Source organism: Hyalangium sp., from assembly GCF_045802625.1.
GTDB lineage: Bacteria > Myxococcota > Myxococcia > Myxococcales > Myxococcaceae > Hyalangium.
In genome coordinates this window covers 18,206-36,081 of sequence record NZ_JBJMQP010000200.1, presented here as the reverse complement: position 1 = coordinate 36,081, position 17,876 = coordinate 18,206, and the positions used below count along the sequence as shown (strand labels likewise).

General features: G+C 67.0%; 18 protein-coding genes. 6 read left to right on the top strand and 12 right to left on the bottom strand.

The window, feature by feature from the left end; translation table 11 throughout:
* The 5 genes from ACJ8AT_RS33550 to ACJ8AT_RS33530 all read right to left on the bottom strand — a co-directional run.
* On the bottom strand, positions 1-376 hold a 376-nt coding region (locus ACJ8AT_RS33550; protein WP_407742040.1), incomplete at its 3' end, for a trypsin-like serine protease.
* A gap of 122 nt (positions 377-498) precedes the next feature.
* The gene (locus ACJ8AT_RS33545; protein WP_407742041.1) at positions 499-1,269 is read right to left on the bottom strand and encodes a trypsin-like serine protease; all 771 of its coding nucleotides are present in this window, start codon (positions 1,267-1,269) and stop codon (positions 499-501) included.
* Between the two features lie 176 nt (positions 1,270-1,445).
* Positions 1,446-2,180, bottom strand: a complete 735-nt coding sequence (locus ACJ8AT_RS33540) for a hypothetical protein (protein WP_407742039.1) — start codon at positions 2,178-2,180, stop codon at positions 1,446-1,448.
* Complete coding sequence (locus tag ACJ8AT_RS33535; protein WP_407742038.1) at positions 2,177-2,485, bottom strand: hypothetical protein; 309 nt, start codon at positions 2,483-2,485, stop codon at positions 2,177-2,179. The genes ACJ8AT_RS33540 and ACJ8AT_RS33535 overlap by 4 nt, the downstream gene beginning before the upstream one ends.
* Before the next feature lie 17 nt (positions 2,486-2,502).
* The gene (locus ACJ8AT_RS33530; protein ID WP_407742037.1) at positions 2,503-4,386 is read right to left on the bottom strand and encodes a hypothetical protein; all 1,884 of its coding nucleotides are present in this window, start codon (positions 4,384-4,386) and stop codon (positions 2,503-2,505) included.
* A 152-nt stretch (positions 4,387-4,538) separates the two neighbouring features.
* On the opposite strand from ACJ8AT_RS33530, the gene ACJ8AT_RS33525 reads away from it, so the two are divergent.
* The 3 genes from ACJ8AT_RS33525 to ACJ8AT_RS33515 all read left to right on the top strand — a co-directional run bounded on the left by ACJ8AT_RS33525 (position 4,539) and on the right by ACJ8AT_RS33515 (position 6,226).
* The gene (locus ACJ8AT_RS33525) at positions 4,539-4,940 is read left to right on the top strand and encodes a spore germination protein GerW family protein (RefSeq protein WP_407742036.1); all 402 of its coding nucleotides are present in this window, start codon (positions 4,539-4,541) and stop codon (positions 4,938-4,940) included.
* Positions 4,941-5,040: 100 nt separating this feature from the next.
* Positions 5,041-5,511: a cyclic nucleotide-binding domain-containing protein gene (locus ACJ8AT_RS33520; RefSeq protein WP_407742035.1), complete on the top strand. Its 471-nt coding sequence runs from the start codon at positions 5,041-5,043 to the stop codon at positions 5,509-5,511.
* A gap of 256 nt (positions 5,512-5,767) precedes the next feature.
* The gene (locus ACJ8AT_RS33515; RefSeq protein ID WP_407742034.1) at positions 5,768-6,226 is read left to right on the top strand and encodes a hypothetical protein; all 459 of its coding nucleotides are present in this window, start codon (positions 5,768-5,770) and stop codon (positions 6,224-6,226) included.
* 1 nt (position 6,227) lies between these two features.
* Here the strand turns inward: ACJ8AT_RS33515 and ACJ8AT_RS33510 are convergent, their stop codons facing one another.
* The 4 genes from ACJ8AT_RS33510 to ACJ8AT_RS33495 form a co-directional block, all read right to left on the bottom strand.
* Positions 6,228-6,992, bottom strand: a complete 765-nt coding sequence (locus ACJ8AT_RS33510; protein WP_407742033.1) for a helix-turn-helix domain-containing protein — start codon at positions 6,990-6,992, stop codon at positions 6,228-6,230.
* Positions 6,993-7,242: 250 nt separating this feature from the next.
* Positions 7,243-8,022: a hypothetical protein gene (locus ACJ8AT_RS33505; protein ID WP_407742032.1), complete on the bottom strand. Its 780-nt coding sequence runs from the start codon at positions 8,020-8,022 to the stop codon at positions 7,243-7,245.
* 183 nt (positions 8,023-8,205) lie between these two features.
* A complete protein-coding gene (locus ACJ8AT_RS33500; protein ID WP_407742031.1) occupies positions 8,206-8,439 on the bottom strand; it encodes a hypothetical protein in 234 nt (77 codons plus the stop codon).
* A 107-nt stretch (positions 8,440-8,546) separates the two neighbouring features.
* Complete coding sequence (locus ACJ8AT_RS33495) at positions 8,547-9,338, bottom strand: hypothetical protein (RefSeq protein WP_407742030.1); 792 nt, start codon at positions 9,336-9,338, stop codon at positions 8,547-8,549.
* 73 nt (positions 9,339-9,411) lie between these two features.
* On the opposite strand from ACJ8AT_RS33495, the gene ACJ8AT_RS33490 reads away from it, so the two are divergent.
* Entirely contained in the window at positions 9,412-10,773 is a 1,362-nt protein-coding gene (locus tag ACJ8AT_RS33490; protein ID WP_407742029.1) for a S1C family serine protease, read from the top strand.
* Positions 10,761-11,729, top strand: a complete 969-nt coding sequence (locus ACJ8AT_RS33485) for an FHA domain-containing protein (protein ID WP_407742028.1) — start codon at positions 10,761-10,763, stop codon at positions 11,727-11,729. The genes ACJ8AT_RS33490 and ACJ8AT_RS33485 overlap by 13 nt, the downstream gene beginning before the upstream one ends.
* A gap of 24 nt (positions 11,730-11,753) precedes the next feature.
* On the opposite strand, the gene ACJ8AT_RS33480 is transcribed toward ACJ8AT_RS33485, so the two are convergent.
* The 3 genes from ACJ8AT_RS33480 to lon form a co-directional block, all read right to left on the bottom strand.
* Positions 11,754-12,638, bottom strand: coding sequence for an N-acetylmuramoyl-L-alanine amidase (locus tag ACJ8AT_RS33480; protein ID WP_407742027.1), 885 nt, complete (start codon positions 12,636-12,638; stop codon positions 11,754-11,756).
* Positions 12,639-12,694: 56 nt separating this feature from the next.
* Positions 12,695-13,681 (bottom strand): aldo/keto reductase, encoded by a 987-nt coding sequence (locus ACJ8AT_RS33475; protein WP_407742026.1) that lies wholly within the window; start codon positions 13,679-13,681, stop codon positions 12,695-12,697.
* A gap of 166 nt (positions 13,682-13,847) precedes the next feature.
* Complete coding sequence (gene lon, locus ACJ8AT_RS33470) at positions 13,848-16,358, bottom strand: endopeptidase La (RefSeq protein ID WP_407742025.1); 2,511 nt, start codon at positions 16,356-16,358, stop codon at positions 13,848-13,850.
* A 277-nt stretch (positions 16,359-16,635) separates the two neighbouring features.
* On the opposite strand from lon, the gene ACJ8AT_RS33465 reads away from it, so the two are divergent.
* On the top strand, positions 16,636-17,829 hold the full coding sequence (locus tag ACJ8AT_RS33465) for a VWA domain-containing protein (protein ID WP_407742024.1): 1,194 nt from the start codon (positions 16,636-16,638) through the stop codon (positions 17,827-17,829).
* The last annotated feature ends 47 nt before the right edge of the window (positions 17,830-17,876 follow it).

Below are 17,876 nucleotides of genomic sequence, written 5' to 3'. Positions count from 1 at the left end.
CTTCAACCGTGCTGCCCTCGACCGCTGCATCGGGAGGAACGAGGAGTTTCTTCTTCTTGAGGATGGCTTTGAAGTCGTGATGGGCGCGCACAACTCCGGTGTAGCGCTGGATGTAGGGGCGCTGTCCTGGGCTGGCATAGGCAATCGCGATGACCGTCGCGAACTTCTCGCAAGTTGAGCTGTCGAGGGTGGTGGTGTCTTTGTCTTCGCGCCCTCGGCATACGCAATGTCCGGCCGTAAGGACGAGGCGAGGATGGATGAGCACGCCGCTGCACTCGGGGACGCCTGAGATGGCAACCAGGACGGCGGACGCATAGTGGTTGCTGTCGTCCTTGTTGCTGTTCGAGACGTTGAAGATCTCGTCGGCGGGTTGCATCTCGGGCAAAGCGTTTATTGCCAGGGACTCCTCGCGAGGACGAGCGCTCCCTGCGCATGCTGCACAGACGAACATCATGGCGAGGGGTATTGCGAACGGCGTCAGCGACCTCAGTCTGTCGTTCATGGCCGGGAGCCCTTGAGTTCGAGTGGGTTTGCCTGCTGAAGCTCGGCAAGGAGCCAATCTCTGTAATGATACACGCTTGTGAAGGCTGGTCTCTCGCCAGCATAGCCGCTGGTGAGGCCCATCAATGCGATTTCCTGCCCGTGCTCATGCAGGCAGGAAGTTCCACCATTGCTGCTCAAGGCCACGAGCCCATGCGTCTCGAGAAAACCTCCTTCTTGGCTGGTACTTGTGATCTTCGCCCTGCCGAATCGGCGGACGCCGAGTGTCAGACCAGAGGTTTCATCCTGGCCATAACCAACCACGGTGACGCTTTCTCCAGGACTCGGCTCATCGAGTGCCAGCCGAACCGGGTGGAATGCGGAGGAGACTGGTTGGTCCAGCACAATGGTCGCAAGATCAGCTGAGGTGGCTGCTGTCTCATTATCTGAGAGGAGCTTGAAATCAGGATGCGGGTGAACCTTACCCGCGTGATCTTCGTACTGCCCGCCTAAGAGGTTTTCCAGAACTCCTTGAGATGAGTCATAGATGGCGGTTGTCACGGTCGCGCTCTCCGCACAGGTCATGCTCTTGGAGATTGTTGGCGCCTCGCTCTGTCCTCGGGTGGGTTTTCCGCCAACGCAGACACAGTGGGCCGCAGTCAGAATCAGGCGAGGGGCAATGATGGCCCCACTGCACTTCCTGACTCCACCTCGCGGAATGGAAGCGGTGAGCATGATCGTGAAAGAGTATCGATTCGTTAGATCTTCCAGGCCTTCTCGGCTGAGCATGCGCTCTTCAAGGGGGAAGATTTCGAAGTCTGGCGAGGGTAGAGGATGTTCGAGCGCCTCCGGCGCTGGAGAAGAAGTCTTTTCGCCGGAGCATTTCCCCAAACGGCTATTACAGCTCAGCGCCAAAATCAGGGAGAGCAGTGCCCAGGGCAACCATGCTCGATGAGACATGCGATTCAAGGCGGAGCCACGTTGAGGGTGAAAGTCCTCTCCAGCGTTGGCACCGAGGAAAGCGCACCCGGCGGTATGGCCCGAATCCGGAGGTTCAGCCTCGTCACCTCCGGCGAAGGCAGCATTCGGCCCAGCGCCTTGCCCTGCCCGTCCACCTCCGTCTGGTCCGGCCAGAGGCTAACTTGGCCCGTGGCGGGCTCCACACTCATCACCTCGAAGGACACGCGCGTTCCCTGCGTGGGCAGGCCGCCATTCGCGGCGCGCACCTGGATCTGCAACTGGGTCTCCTGTCCCGCCCTGGGCTGCAGCGGCCCGGGGACCAGCTCCAGCGCCGTGAGCGTGGCGGGCTGCAACGGAATCTCGATGAACTGCCGCACGCCCTTCAGCTCCGCGTCGACACGGATCGTGGTCAGCGCCGTCGTCGTCACCAGCGTCGGCCTGAAACACGGGTCCGTCTTGATCGAAGCGCTCACCGTTCGAGCCGAGGCGGCTTGTCCCTCCCACTGCCCCGCCGAGAGCGTGAGTGTGATCTGCGCGTCGGCCCGAGGAGTGTGGACGCTCTCGGGCACACAGGCCTCGACGGTGATACGCGAGCGGCCATCCGCCACCTCCTCGCAACTCGCACCCTCCGGGCATGCAGTGAGCGCGAGCACCTGCTCGGGAGGAACGAACGCCAGATCCGTTCCACAACCCGCGAGCGCCCCCAGCGCTACGATCCGCAGCAGCCACGCACCTCTCATGGGAGCACCTGGAAGCTATGCGCATCCGGCTCGTAGTAGGTGCCGATCGTGTCGCGCGCCGTGACCTTGAGGCAGGCCGCTGGACTCGGCCCGGCGAACTTCAGATCGAACGTGACGAACGCTATCCCGGTCATGTCCGCCGTTCCCTTCGCGGTCTGCGGCCCCCAGAACGGTTGCTTGCCCTGGGTCTGGGACAGGATGATCTCCACCTCGCCGCCTTGCGGCGCACCGGCAACCATCACGGCAGCCGACTCCGGTTGTCCGGTGTGGATGGGCTCGGAGAGAAAGATCTGCAGGGTCGCCATGAGAGGGATTCCTTGGCTCAGAGCTTCTTGGTGAAGAGGTCGACGAGATCCGCATCCAGCGACGCTCCGACGAACGGAGCCGCGTGCAGCTTCTTGTCCGCGGAGGCGGGGTTGGGGTCATTCACGTTGTAGAAGACACTGCCTGCCACCAGCCGCGTGTACTCGCCGAAGCGCAGGCCCACGGCCAGCAACGGATAGCGCCCGAGGAACGGGGCCTCGAGCGTACGTCCGGCGCTCGTGGGAGCCGTGAGCGTGACTCCCAACGTCAACGAGACGCGCTGCCGCACCCGATCCAGCGTGCTGCCGGTCAGCGCTCCCGGAGTGATCGTCCGGTCCACGGGGACCGTGTACACATTCAGCCCCAGGTACGGCAGGGCCCAGGTGTCGAACCCGGGGAAGGCGAACACCGCGCCGATATCCAGCGAGGCGAAGTTTGCCTTGGAGGGGGTCTCGCCGATGCCCGCGGTCGGGGTCAGGACGCTCCGCGTGCCGCTCACCACGAGCGATCTGCGCACGTCCTCGCGAGAGAAGGCCTGGAGGACGAGCTCCCGGAGCGCTTTGACCTGCGTCGCCAGCTGGGCCTGGTAGTCCGCGGGCGCCTTCTGGGCGGTGTCGCGGTTCTGCCTGGCGGCGCGCAGCTCGGTCAGCGCGGCGATCCACTGGTTTCGCTCCGGGCTGGCGGGCAGCAACTGCAACGTGGCGAGCGTGGCGTCGAGGTCCGTGCCGGGATCCTTCACGAACTGCGCCGTCGGCAGGAAGCGGCGGCCGTTCCAGAGCTCGAAGCCCGCGGGCTTGGGGAGCTGTCCCCCGGAGAGCTGCTGTTGAAGCTGGGCCGTGGCCTGCGGCTTGTCCTGAGCGGTAGTCAGCGTCTCGAACGCCGAGGCCCAGGCCGTCAGCGAGGCAGTCCACTCCGCGAAGTCGTTCTTGCGAGCATCGAGCTGGGCCGCGGCGGTCTCGACATCCCCCTGCTTGCCCGTGACGAGCGTTCGAGCCTCGACGATCCCTCCGGACGACAGCCTCACCAGGGGCGAGCGCAACGCCGGGAGCTGCAGGGGGAGCTGCTGGAGTTGCTTCTCCGCGCTCAGCACGCGCCGCTGAGCGTCCGCGAGGGCCATGATCGAGGGCTCGGTGTTCAGGGCATTCATGAACTCGAAGCACGGATTGTTCGGCCGGGCCTGCTCCAGTGCCGTCAGATAACCGCGCTGGGCCAGCTGCGCGGCCTGGGTCACGTTGAAGACGTTGCCCTGGTACCTCTGCGCCTTCAGCGCGTTCACCAGCGCGGCCTGGAAGGGAGCGTCATCGTGCCCATCACAGCTCGCGCGCTGGCCGGGGGAGGCCATGAAGGCCGTGACGAGCTCCTCGGTCGCGCCCACGGCCAGCGCCTGCGCCTGCAAGGCCGTCAGCGAGAAGCTGGGCGTCACCCGGAAACAGAACTTCTGCCCCACCTGGAGCGCGGGGACCTTGGCCTCGAGGAACTTCTTGCCCGCCTCTTCCCGAAGCACCATGCCGAGCAGGTACGTCTGCTTTCCGTCCTCCCGAGGCTGGGTGCACTTCGCGTCTCCGAGCTGGACGTTCCGAGCCGAGTCCCCCTCCTCGCGGCGGTCATCCTCCGCTTCAGGCCAGACCTCCAGGGAGCCAACGCCCTGCTCCACATCGCTGGAGGCCGGGTAGCGCAGGAGGAACTCCCGGCTGGCCGGCAGTTGCCTGTCCGTGAGCGAGCCCACGCTGCCCCGCGCCTCCGGGCCTGGAACTTCCATCGGAGCCGAGGCCTGAGCGGGGTAGCGCGGGATGATGTTGACGATGGGGGTGTCCTCCGCCCAGGCCCGCGGCGCCAGCAGCAAACCCATCACCAGCAGCCACGAAGCCCCCGAGGGAGTGAGGGGCTGCCTCGCCGGGCTCATGAGGTTCCCACCTTGGAAGAAGTGCACGGCCAGAGATCAGCAGGCCAGGGTGCCCGAGCACAAGCCTGGGGAGGGCCCGGCTCCCTCTCTCCTTACCGGCTCCGCGCGAGTGCATACCTGAGCAGCAGTGCCTTTCTCGGGAGGAGAACGCCATGGATGTGAGCGAGCTGCTCGACAAGACCCGCAGTGGGATCAGCGCCAGGCAGGTATTCGGTGAGCCCGTCCAGCAGGGCGATGCCGTCATCATCCCCGCGGCCAAGCTGAGGGGTGGAGCAGGGGGAGGAGAGGGCAAGGGGCCATCGGAGCAGGGGAGCGGACAAGGCAGCGGCTTCGGATTGTCGGCCCGGCCCGTGGGCGCCTTCATCGTTCGCGAGGGCAAGGCCTTCTGGCGGCCGGCCATCGACGTGAACCGGGTCATCCTCGGAGGGCAGATCGTGGCGGCCATCGCCGTGCTGGTGTTCGGGACGGTGCTCCGAGCGCAGCGCCGCCTGCCCGGGTTCTCCCGATCGGTCCGTGGACGCCGCCGCCTCTTCTCCCTCCTGCGCCACGCCTGACGGGAAGCACGGCAAAGGGGGGCGGAGTGGCATCCAGCCGTTGCCCGGCCCGCGGCTTTGCCTCTAGCGTCTGGGGCAAGACGTATGCCGGGAGGGGCACGTGGGACAGAGCAACGACAACGAGCGCACGGAACTGGCGGTCAACCCGCTGTACATGATGGAGGGGATGGAGGCGCTGAAGACCTCCTCCCTGTTTGGCCAGCTCAACGGCACGGAGCTCAAGAAGCTGTTCGAGGCCGGCCAGCGGCACCCCTTCGAGGATGGGGACGAGCTGCTCAAGCAGGGCGATCCGCTCGACGCCTTCTGGGTCGTCGTCTCCGGCCGCGTGGAGATCACCAAGGACGGCCGCAGTATCGAGCAGGGCCCGGCGACCTTCTTCGGAGAGCGGGCGCTGGCGGGCACCATCCCCGCGCCCATGGCCTGCCGGGCTGTCTCCGAGGGCGAGGCCCTGCGCTTCAGCCGCTCCGCCCTGATGAAGCTCAGCCGCGAGCAACCCAACCTGGGCGTGAAGATGCTGTGGGCCCTGCTGGAGAGCGCCCACAAGAGCCAGGACGGCGACGCGGAAGACTGAGCGCGTCTTGCCCCCGAGGGCTCCTGGGTGTGCGGTCTCTAACGGGAGCCCTTCGTCCTGCGCGTGACGTCCTCGTCCGCGCCAACAGACGATCCTCCGCGTGAGGCGGCAGCGCCTCCGCCGTCTTGGCCGAGCCTCCGTTGCCCCGGAGGAAAGCGCACGAGTGTTTTGCCGCGCACTCGCGGTCTCAGGGCACCTGCTCTATCCACACGGCGCTTCTTCACATCCCGGGGAACCGGGGGGAGACGACCCGACCATGATGACCGCGAACTCGATGCCGATGCCCATGCCTCAGCAGCAGATGCCCATGCCCATGCCGATGATGGGCATGAACCCCATGATGAACATGGGCATGCCGATGATGGGCATGAACCCGATGATGATGGGCGGGATGATGGGCATGAACCCCATGATGATGGGCGGCATGAACCCCATGATGAACCAGGGCATGGGCATGAACCCGATGATGATGCCCATGGGCATGGGCATGCCGATGATGATGCCCATGATGATGCGTCAGATGATGCCGATGATGACCCGGATGACCTGCGAGATGGGCAAGGACGGCATGGTCTGCAAGATGATGCCGATGGACGGTCAGGACATGGCGATGATGAAGGAGTGCTGCGACGCCATGAACTCCATGATGGCCATGGGCGCGCCGATGATGATGATGTGCAACGGCATGCCCATGATGATGGGCATGGCCAAGTAGCTCACCCCACCGCTTCGGCGTACGTCATCACCAGGTACATGGTGACGTCCTCGGGCCCCACGTTGCGGTAGACGTGGGGCTTGTCGGCCTCGAAGAGGATGGCGTCTCCCGTGGCGAGCAGGTGGCGCTCGGCGCCGATCTCCATCTCCACCGTGCCGCGCGTGACGATGAGGTTCTCCAGCGTGCCGGGCGGGTGGGGCTCGGCCCGCTCCTCGCTGTGGCCCTTGAGCAGCAGCTCGTAGAACTCCACCCGCCGGGGCTCGTCGAACGGGAAGAGCGCCCGGGACGCGAAGCGCCCATCGTGCGAGGTGAGCCGCTTGGCCTGCGAGGCCCGCATCAGCCGAGTGCCCGCGCCGCCCGTGGTGCTGATCAGTGTGGAGAACGGCAGATCCAGCGCGCGGGCGATCTTCCACAGCACGTTGATGGTGGGCGCGCTCTGGCCAAGCTCGATCTGACCCAGCATCGCCCGGCTCACGCCCGAGGCCTTTGACAGCCGCTCGAGCGACAGCCCTCGCTGCATCCGCAGCCGCCGCAGGTTCCGGCCGACAATCGGCACCAGATCCTGATCCGCATCCGGGTGAGCCACCTCGTACGTCCACGCCTCGTCTCCGGTGGGAGCAGAGGCGCCGGGGGAGCGGGCGTCGGGTGGCTTGGTCGCGGGGGGCTCTGGAGGGGCAGGCACGAGCTCCGGGGTGGGCTCCGCCTCCTTGCGGCGGGCCGAGGCGCCTCGACTCTTACGGCCGGTGTTCTCCCGTACGGACTTCATGCAGGCCAGACCATTACCCACACCCAGACCGGCAGCCAAGGCCGGATTGGGGCGGGGCGTGCCATCTGACACTGCTCGGCCTCTCGCTTCTTGCGGAAGTCCTGCAGGTCGATCACGGCAGCGCTCATGGAACCACCCTCTTCGTTATCGGACGGTCGTCCGTGAAAACGGATGAAGCAATATATCCGTTATAGCGGACACCCTGTCAAGGTGCACCCGGCCAGCAGCCGCCGCGCTCCCTGCCTGGACCTCAGCCCTCGAACGAGGAGAACGAGCCGCCCGAGCCCTGGCCCGCCAGCGGCTTGTAGGGGAAGTACAGGTTGCGCACGAAGCGGGTGAAGAGGTGCTCCTCGTTCCAGCGCTGGCGCGCCAGGCCGTACACGCCGGGGGCGCGCAGATCATGGGCGGTGACGGAGGGGATGAACTCCCGCTCGCTGTAGAGGGCGAACACCTCGTCCACCATGGCGCGGCTGCGGTAGGTGCGCAGCATGGTGCGGTAGACGAGATCGTTCTCCTCCTGGGTGAAGGCCAGGCCCTGGATGGCGTGCGCCATCTCGTGGAAGACCAGGTGCGGCTCGACGCCGATCTTGTCCTGCTTCAGCGCGATGCGCGCCCGCTCCCAGTCGGGGTGATCCCAGAAGAGCCCCGCGGCCTGCGGCGAGACGGAGCGCGGATAGCCGTACTTCGCCATGGGCTGACCGGGAGGGATGAGATCGATCGTCACCGGCCGCGAAGCCTCCAGGCGTCCAATCAGTTGGAGGTTGCCCGAGAGCTGCCGGACGATGTCCGCCTCCACGCGCTGGAACTGCTCGGGGGGCGCGCCGTGGGCCACGAGCGTCACCTGGGCCTTCACATACGCGCGAGCCCGGGCCGCGCCGTCCGGGGGTGGCTTGCCACCGCGGGACTCGAAGGCATCTCCTCCGGCCAGCAGGGTGAAGGCGGACAAGGGGAGCCGCCGCCCGTGCTCCGCCGCCAGCGGGGTGATCTCCGGCGTTGAGCCATCCAGCGTCTCGTAGCTAGGAGGTGACATGCTGTGAGGCAAGACGCGGCAAGCGACCTAATCCGGTCCGCTCCTTCTCATGGCGGGGAAGAGGCAACATCTCCCGCCTGTATCCGGCCTCGCTTCAGGGCGGGAACGCGGACACGGGCGGAAGGTTCAGCGGCTTCCTGGCGGTCACTGTGAAGAAGTGACCTCAGGCTCGGACGGTGTGGCTCAGTGGCGGGTCTTGAGCACGCCCTCGGAGCTCTGCGCCGTGTCGTGGCGGGTCTTGAGCGTGTCGTGGCGGGTCTTGAGCGCGGGCTCGAAGGAATCACGCGTCGCGTCATGCCGGGTTTTGAGCGTGTCGTGGCGGGTCTTGAGCGTGTCGTGCCGGGTCTTGAGCACGCCCTCGGAGGTTGAGGCCGTGGCGGTCTGAGTCAGCTGCGGCTTCGAGGCGGTGACTTTCATGGGTTCTCCGGCAAGAGGGACCTGTGTTCTCAATTATCGAGAAACCCTCTCAGAAGTTTCGTGCAGGCGGCAGATTTCGAGTCCGGACGGTGGAGACGAGCCTGCACTCAGAGCGGCTTGAGCGCGTTGCCCGACCAGCCCAGCATGCCCAGCATCCGCAGGGACTTGCGGCCTCCGCTCATGTTGCCCACGCGCTCGTAGCCCAGCACCACCATCGTCGAGCCCGACGGCGACAGCCACACCCGATCCAGCCCCGTCCTCAGGTAGCCCATCATGGCCGCCGAGTACTCGTAGGGGACCTTGCGCCCGAGCAGCTTCTGCCGAGCCTTTCCCTGCTGCATGTACACGGACTGCTCCAGGGTGCCACGCTTGTTCCCGGACTTCGAGTTCGGGGCCTGCGCAGTGGTGTGCTCCTCGTACTCCAGCGTGTAGGGGGCATGAGGCCCCTGGTCCACGGCGAGGGTGTTGGTGTTGACGGGAGGGACGAGCTCCTGGCCGGTGGCCTCCAGGCTGATGCCCAGCTCGGCCAGCTTCTTCTTCGCGGCCGCCAGCCGCTGCTCCGCCTCGGGGATGGGGGTGCACGTGTCCGGGGCGAGGATGACGAAGCTGTCGAGCAGGTGGCCACGCTCATAGGCCAGCCAGACGAGCCCGCCGTGGAAGTAGTGATTCTCGTGGTTCACGTAGCCCTCGCAGTACGGCGGCGGATTGGGCGCCGCGCGCGAGGTGAAGGGCGGGTGCAGGTAGAGGCGCATGGCGAAGCGCTTGCCGTCGGCGGACCAGCCGAGGATCTGGGCTTCATGATCCTCCGTGCCTTGCACCAAGGGATCCGGGGCGGCCGCCTGGACGGGCAGGGTGAGGAGGAGGGCACAGAGTCCGAGAGCAGGAAGGATCGGGTTCATGGGAGTCCTCGCCCCTGTTCTGGCACGCTCGGGAAAAGACGCAAGGGCGCGCCTCCGCTACTGTGGGGTGTGCATGGTCGCTCTTCTCGTCCTCGTCATCCTCGCGCAGGGCCCGGTGCCCGCCAAGCCTCCCGCTGCCGCTCCCACCTCCGAGCCTGATCAGGCCGGCTCGGCTCCCGGGGACGCGGATGAAGAGGAGGCCGTGCCGCAGCTCCCGGTGGCCACGCTGCCGCCCGCCACCAGCGAGCTGTTCGAGCGCATCAAGCGCCGGGTGGCCCAGGTCCGCATCATCGAGAGCCGCTCGGGGACCAAGTCGTCCATCGGCTCGGCCTTCTTCGTGAGCGCGGACGGGCACGCGATCACCAACTACCACGTCGTCTCGGATCTGGTGATGCACCCGGAGGACTACACCGCGGAGCTCGTCCGGACCGATCAAGAGCCCGTGCCGGTGAAGCTGCTCGACGTGGACGTGGTGGACGATCTGGCCGTGATCAAGCTGGACCAGAAGGTGCCGGACTTCTTCGCGCTGCTGGAGAAGCCGCCGCTTCAGGGCACGCGCCTGTTCGCCATGGGCAACCCGCGCGATCTGGGCACCACCATCGTCGAGGGCACCTACAACGGGCTCGTCCAGGACGCCCTCTATGATCGAGTCCACTTCACCGGCTCCATCAACCCGGGCATGAGCGGCGGCCCCACGCTCACCGGAGAGGGCCGCGTGGTGGGCGTCAACGTGGCCACCATGGGCAACCAGGTGGGCTTCCTCGTGCCGGTGGAGCACGCCCGGGCGCTGCTGACGCGGGCGCTCGCGGCCAAGCCGGCGGACTCGGAGCCCTCGGCGATCATGGCCTCCGTGCGCTCGCAGTTGCTCGATCACCAGCAGCGCGTCACCGAGCGGATGCTCGCCACGCCACTGCCTCAGCAGTCGCTGGGGCCGTACCGGGTGCCTGGGCGCTGGCTCCCGTTCCTCAAGTGCTGGGGAGACACGCCGCATGATCCCGAGGCGCTCTACACGGTGACGAACTACCAGTGCTCCTCCGAGGAGGATCTGTTCCTGTCCTCGGATCACCGCACGGGCGCGGTGGGCTACACGCACCAGCACGTGTCCTCCACGAAGCTGGGGACGCTGCGCTTCTCCGCGCTCTACAGCGCCTTCTTCGCCTCGGATCCCTCGGTGGTGGAGGCCACGCGCGAGGACGTGACGAACTTCCGTTGTCACTCGGAGTTCGTGAACACGGGAGGGCTCACCGTGCGCGCCGGGCTGTGCCTGCGGGCCTACAAGAAGTTCCCGGGGCTCTACGATCTGGTGCTCCGCGCCGCCGCGCTGCCCTCGGGCAACCAGGGCCTGGACACGAGCCTCACCCTGGCGGGCTTCTCGCCGGAGAATGCCGAGAAGCTGGCTCGCCGCTACCTGGAGGGGCTGTCGTGGACGAAGTGATCTTCCTGGAGGTGCTGGAGGGGGACGCCGTCCACGCGCGCCACAAGCTGGAGCGCTTCCCCGTCACGGTGGGACGTGGCTACACGAACGATGTCATCCTGGACGATCCCAAGGTCTCTCCGGCGCACCTGCGCATTGAGCGCACGGAGAGCGGCGCGCTGGTGGCGCGCGATCTGGGGAGCCGCAACGGCACCTTCCGGCTGGAGCCCTGGGCTCGGATGGCCGAGCTGGAGCTCACCCAGGACGCGCGGGTGATGGTGGGAGACACGGTGCTGCGCTTCCGAGGGCGTGCCTACCCGGTGCCCGAGGCGCTGCTGGCCGAGCTCCAGGTCGCTCCCCAGCGGCGCCTCCTGGATCGGCCTCAGGCTTTCCTGGGGGCACTCGGGGCGGTGATGCTGGCCTCGCTCCTCTCCAGCTATCTGACGAGCTACGACAAGACGGACTGGGGCGATCTGCTGTTCTCGACGCTGTTACCCACCGCGCTCGCGCTGCTCTGGGCGGGAGCCTGGTCCATCGCGAGCCGGATCGCGCGCCGCCAGTTCCACTTCCGGGCCCACGGGGCCATTGGCAGCCTGGTGCTGCTGGGCATCATCTGCATCCCCGGCCTGATGATGGTGCTCAGCTTCATCCTGGCCTGGGAGAAGCCGCACCAGCTGCTGGGGCTGACGTTGAACCTGGCGCTGGTCGGGTGGGGCCTGTTCTGGCACCTGCGCTACGTGACGCGCTGGGCCTCGCGGAGGCTGGGGGTGATGGTCGCCGCCGTGATCGTGGGCTTCGGTGTGCTCGTCCAGGCGCAGGAGCTGCTGGGCAACGAGGACTTCAGCACGGCGCTGCACTTCCCCCGCTCGTTGCTGCCCGCTCCCTTCCGGCTGATGCCGGCCTCCTCGGTGGACGAGTTCTTCAAGGAGACGGGCGATCTCCAGAAGCAGGTGGACGAGCTCGCGAAAGAGAAGTGAACGCCGCTCGGCCCGAGCCTCGCGTTACTTCTGGGCGGCCACTCCGGTCGTCGCCACGGCAGGGGGCGGGGCGGCGGAGCCGGAGAACGCATCCACCAGCCCTTGCGCCACCGCCGCGGCGAAGGCCTCCAGCGTCCGAGGCTCCTTCCAGCGCGCGGCCTCCTCGAAGTCGAGCGCGTGGTGCGTCTCGATGATCACCGAGGGGATGCGCGGCCGGCGCAGCATCATGATGCGGTAGCCGGGCTCGTGCCGATCCACGAAGACGCCTGGGTGCTCGGGATCTCCGGCGTACAGGTTCACGTAGTCCACGCCGTTGTAGGGCAGGAAGCCAGCCTGCGCGATGTGCTGGGAGAGCGCCCTCGCCAGGGTGACTCGGCGGGTCTTCAGGGGCTCGGCGGTGTCGTCCGCCCAGAGCACGCTGAACCCCGGCGTCGAGTCCTGGCGCAGGCACCGTTGGCCCGGAGTCGGCTCCCACCAGGTGGCCTCGCCTCGAGCATCCGAGTGGAGGCTCACGAAGGCATCGGCCTTCCAGCTCTCCGCCTCGGAGATGCGAGTGCGGTACGAGACGTCCTGCCCGGCCTTGTGGCTGAGGCGGACCTGGAAGCGCCCGGTGGCCTCCAACCTCCGAGCCAGATCCTGGGCCACGCGGAGCGTGAAGTCCGCCTCGTCCTCGCAGGTGACGGAGGAGTTGCCCGTGTTGTCCCGGTAGCCGTGGCCCGCGTCCAGATAGATGCGCTTCTTGCGGAGGCCCTTGGGCACGGTGAGCGGCTGCACCGTCAGCGGAGCCCCGGGCGCGGGCCAGGAGGGCAGGATCGCGGCAGGCGCGCCCGTCGCGGGTTGCGCATGCGCGGTGTGGACGCTCCCGAGGAGTACGACACAGCTCAGGAGCAGCGTGAGGACTCTCGACATGGGGATTCCGACACCGGAGGAAGCCGCGGCGTTCCCGCATCCGCTCATTCCGGGGGCTAGAACCCGATCCCTCGGACCTCGTGGGGCTTGTAGGGCGCCTCGAGGGCCTGGAGGTCCTCCTTCGTGAGCTGGAGATTCACCGCCTGGATGGCGGCCTCCAGGTGGTTCAGCTTCGTGGCACCGATGATGGGGGCCGTCACCGCCGGCTTGGACAGCATCCACGCCAGCGCCACCTCCGCCATCGACTTGCCTCGCGTGTCCGCCACCTTCTTCACGGCCTCCACCACGTCCCAGTCGCTGGGGTGATCATAGAGCCTCGAAGCGAACGGATCCGAGCCCGCGCGGGACGTGGACTCCTGGTCCTCGGTGGACTTGCGCGAGCCCGTCAGCAGCCCTCGCGCCAGCGGGGACCACGGAATCACGCCGACGCCCTCCGACTCACACAGCGGCAGCATCTCGCGCTCCTCCTCGCGGTAGACGAGGTTGTAGTGGGGCTGCATCGAGACGAACTTCGCCCAGCCGTTGCGCTCGGACAGGCCCAGCATCTTCGCGAACTGCCACGCGTACATGGAGCTGGCGCCGAGGTAGCGGACCTTCCCCTGCCGCACGAGGTGGTCCAGCGCCTCGAGGATCTCCTCCATGGGCGTGCGCGTGTCCAAGCGGTGGATCTGGTAGAGATCGATCGTCTCCACGCCCAGGCGCTTCAGGCTCGCCTCGCAGCCCTGGACGATGTGCTTGCGGGACAGGCCGCTCATGTTGGGCCCGTCGCCCATGGAGTTGAAGACCTTGGTGGCCACCACCACCTCTTCCATCTTCGCGTAGCGCTTGAGCGCCCGGCCGGTGATCTCCTCGCTCACGCCCAGCGAGTACACGTCCGCCGTGTCGAAGAAGTTGATGCCGCTCTCCACCGCCTTGCGGAAGAACGGCTGGGCGGCCTCCTCGTTCAGCACCCAGGGGCGCCACGAGGTGCTGCCGTAGCTCATGCACCCCAGGCAGATGCGGGACACCTTCAGGCCGGTCCGGCCCAGGCTGACGTATTTCATCGCATGGCTCCTCTCCCACCGAAGTAGGGCAGGGAGGATGCCGCAAATGGCCACGCCTCGTGCGACTTCCTGGAGTGGGACTGGCCCTGGACGCTCAAAAGAAAACGGGCGGGCTCCCGAAGGAACCCGCCCGTCTCAGAGGGCTACGGACCGCGAGGAGGGAACGTCAGTTCCGGGCCTCGGCGGCCTGCGCCCGGATCTCCGGAGAGCCGTCCGCGGTAGCGCCCGCCAGCGGCGTCTGCGGCTGCTCGCCGCCGCCCTGGGCTCCCGAGGTGTTCTTGAACGGCGAGCTCTCCAGCGCCGCGATCAGCACCTCGTCCATCTTCGTGGCGAAGATGAACTCCAGCTCCTTCTTGGCCTGATCCGGCACGTCCACCAGATCCTTGCGGCAGCGCTCGGGCAGGATCACCCGCTTGATGCCGGCGCGGTGCGCCGCGAGCACCTTCTCCTTGATGCCGCCCACCGGCAGCACCAGGCCTCGCAGCGTGGCCTCGCCCGTCATCGCCGTGTCGCTGCGCACCCGGATGCCCGTCAGCAGGCTGGTGAGCGCGGTGAGGATGGTGACGCCGGCCGAGGGACCATCCTTGGGGATGGAGCCCGCGGGGAAGTGCAGGTGCAGGTCCGTCTTCTCGAGGAAGTTCGGGTTGATGCCCAGCGCCTCCGCCTTGCTGCGCAGGTAGCTCAGGGCCGCCGTGGCGCTCTCCTTCATCACGTCGCCGAGCTGGCCGGTGAGCGTCATGCCGCCCTTGCCCGCCATCTTCGTCGCCTCGATGAAGAGCAGATCGCCGCCGGCCGCCGTCCAGGCCAGACCCGTGGCCACGCCCGGCACCTCCGTGCGCTCGGCCACCTCCGAGTAGAACGTCTCGGGCCCGAGGATCTCCTTGACCCGCTCGCCGTTGATCGTCTGCTTATCCATCTTCCCGCCCGCCACCTCCACCGCCACCGCGCGGCAGATGTCGGCGATGCGCCGCTCGAGGTTACGCACACCGGCCTCGCGCGTGTACGCGGTGGTCAGGATCAGCAGCGCATCGTCCAGGATCTCGATGTGATCCGGCGACAGCCCGTGCTCCTTGAGCTGCTTGGGGACGAGGTGGATGCGACCGATCTGCTGCTTCTCCTCGAACGTGTAGCCCGACAGCTCGATGATCTCCATGCGGTCACGGAGCGGCCCAGGGACGGGATCCAACTGGTTCGCCGTGGCGATGAACATCACCTTCGACAGATCGAACGCCACATCCAGGTAGTGGTCGCTGAACGAGTTGTTCTGCTCCGGATCCAGCACCTCGAGGAGCGCCGCGCTCGGGTCGCCGCGGAAGTCCGCGCCCAGCTTGTCGATCTCGTCGAGCATCATCACCGGGTTCTTCGTGCCGGCCTTCTTCATGCTCTGGATGAAGCGGCCCGGGAGCGCGCCGACGTAGGTGCGCCGGTGGCCACGGATCTCCGCCTCGTCCCGCACTCCGCCCAGCGACAGGCGGACGAACTTGCGGCCGGTGGCCCTGGCGACGCTCTGGCCAAGCGACGTCTTACCGACACCCGGAGGACCCACCAGGCAGAGGATGGGGCCGCGCATGTCGTTCTTCAGCTTGCGCACCGCCAGGTACTCCAGGATGCGCTTCTTCACCTTCTTGATGCCGAAGTGGTCCTTGTCCAGCACCTGGCGCGCGTTCTCGATGTCCAGGTTGTCCTCGGACAGCTTGGCCCACGGCAGATCCGCGATCCAATCCAGGTAGGTGCGCGCGACGGTGTACTCGCTGGAGGCCGCCGGGATCGTCTTCAGGCGGTTGAGCTCCTTCTGGGCCACCTTCTCCACGTCCGGCGGCAGGCCGGCCTTCTTCAGGCGCTCCTGCAGCTCGTCGAGCTCCTCCTCCTCCTCGCCCATCTCGCCGAGCTCTTCCTTGATCGCCTTGAGCTGCTGGCGCAGGTAGTACTCGCGCTGGGTCTTCGACATCTCGCCCTTCACGGCGGAGTCGATCTTGTTGGAGAGCTTGAGGATCTCGCGCTTGCGGTTGAGCAGCTCCAGCACCAGCTTCATGCGCGCCTTGAGGTCCACCGTCTCGAGGACGGCCTGCTTCTCCTCGATGGGCACGTCCACGTTGGCGGCGATCAGGTCCGCCAGGTGGCCCGGGTGCGTAATCGACTCGACCAGCTCGGTGGCCGCCGCGGGCAGCTCCGGCATGAGCTCGATCACCTCACGGGCGAGCTTCTTCAGGTTGATGCCGAGCGCCTCCACCTCGACGTTCTCCGCCGAAGTCTTGTCCTCGACCGCGTCCACGCGGGCCTTGAGGTAGGGGGCCTCCTGCACCAGCTCCAGCACGCGGAAGCGGGCCAGACCCTGGACGACGAGCGAGTAGTTGTCCTCGCCCATCTTCAACAGCTTCACGATGCGGGCGACGGTCCCCATGGTGTAGAGGTCCGAAGCGCCCGGATCCTCCTCCTCAGCCCGCCGCTGGGTGACGACGCCGATCACCTGGTCGTCCCGGACCGCGTCCTTGATCAGGGCGATGGTCTTCTGGCGGCCCACCGCCAGAGGGAGCACACCGCCCGGGAAGAACACGGAGTTCCGCAGGGGCAGGATGGGCAGCACCTGCGGGATGTCCTCCTTGTTGATAAGGCCCGGAGGAGCCATGGCCGTCGGCATGGCGCTGGCGGCGGAGCCTTTCTTCTTCTCGTCAGACATGTGGTTCGACCCTCTCAGCGCCCGCCTGGGTGTCGGGCTGTTGATTACACACTATTCTTCTGTGCCAGTGGACCCAACGTAGCAACCAAAACGCCCATGGCAAACGCAACGTGCACTTTTCCAGTAGGGGATTCTCCTGCTGGACGGTTGTCGCGCGGCCGTGGCTGGTGGGGCATGCTGGACACCTTCTTCAACTTCTAATCTCTGATGCGGCGTGTCCAGTGGCGTCGCGCATCGGGAGGGACCGCATATGAGGGCCCGAAGGCTTGCCCGTTCCATGTTTCTGGCCGCCGCCCTGGCGTGGGGAGCGGCCTGTAGCTCGCCGGTGGACCAACCGGGATCGACGGTGCCGGGGAAGTGCAGCGCGCAGGCCCCGGTGATCAACGCGCAGAAGACGGACATCCTCTTCGTGATCGACAACTCCGGCTCCATGGCGGAGGAGCAGGAGGGGATCGCCACGGAGCTGCCCGCGTTCCTGTCCGAGCTGCAGCAGGGCGGCGGGGTGACCCAGGACTTCCGGGTCGGTGTGATCACGACGAGCGTCTATCAACGCTCCTTTGCTAATAACCGCGAGTCCTATCGAGAGTACGCGGAAGAATCCGGCCATCTGAGGCCCGTTCCCACGGCGAGTGGGGAGCCGAGCGCTGAGCGCTACATCGAGGGCTCGGACCCGGAGCTGCTGGAGAAGTTCCGCCGGCTGGTGTTCCAGGGAACCAGCGGCAGCGGGCAGGAGACGCCCTTCGAGGCAGTGCGGCTGGCGGTGGCCTCCTCGCTGGCCACGGCGCCGATAGAGCAGGGGGGCAACGGCGGCTTCCTGAGGGACGGGGCGCGGCTGCTGGTGGTGGTGGTCTCGGATGAGAACGACTGCAGCTCCACGCAGCGGCCGCCGCCGGTGATCCTGACGCAGGAGACCTCGCGCGACATCTGCACGGACGAGGCGGACAAGCTCACCCCGGTGGACGAGTACTTCAACCTCTTCCAGGGGCTGAAGGACTCGACGGGGGCGGCGCGCGAGGTGCTGTGGGCCACGATCGGCCCGGTGGGGCTGAGCAACAAGAGCGTGGGCCAGGTGCAGGACGTGACGCCGCAGGGCACGTTCGTGCGCAATGTGGACTGTCCGACATCCAATGGAGCGGGGACCCGGCACCGGGCCATGGCCGAGCGCTTCGACAGCCGGCTGGAGAACCTGGACTCCATCTGCAAGCCGAACTACCGCGACTCGCTGGTGAAGATCGCGGAGCTGGCGGCCATCTCGCAGAGCATCGAGGTGATGAACCTGCCGGATCCGCAGCTGGCGCAGGTGCTGGTGACGCGCGCGGACGGGACGGTGCAGAAGTGCAGCGTGGCGGGGGGAGAGCTGCGCTACGATCCCTCCGGGGAGAACCGGCCCGCCCGCATCTTCTTCCTGGGAGGCTGCCTGCGCCGGGGGGATGACCAGGGCGTCGAGGTGAAGCTGCTCTGCGCGGGGTAGCCGCTACCTTCCGTGGACCCCGTGGGGACCGCATATCGGTGCTTGTC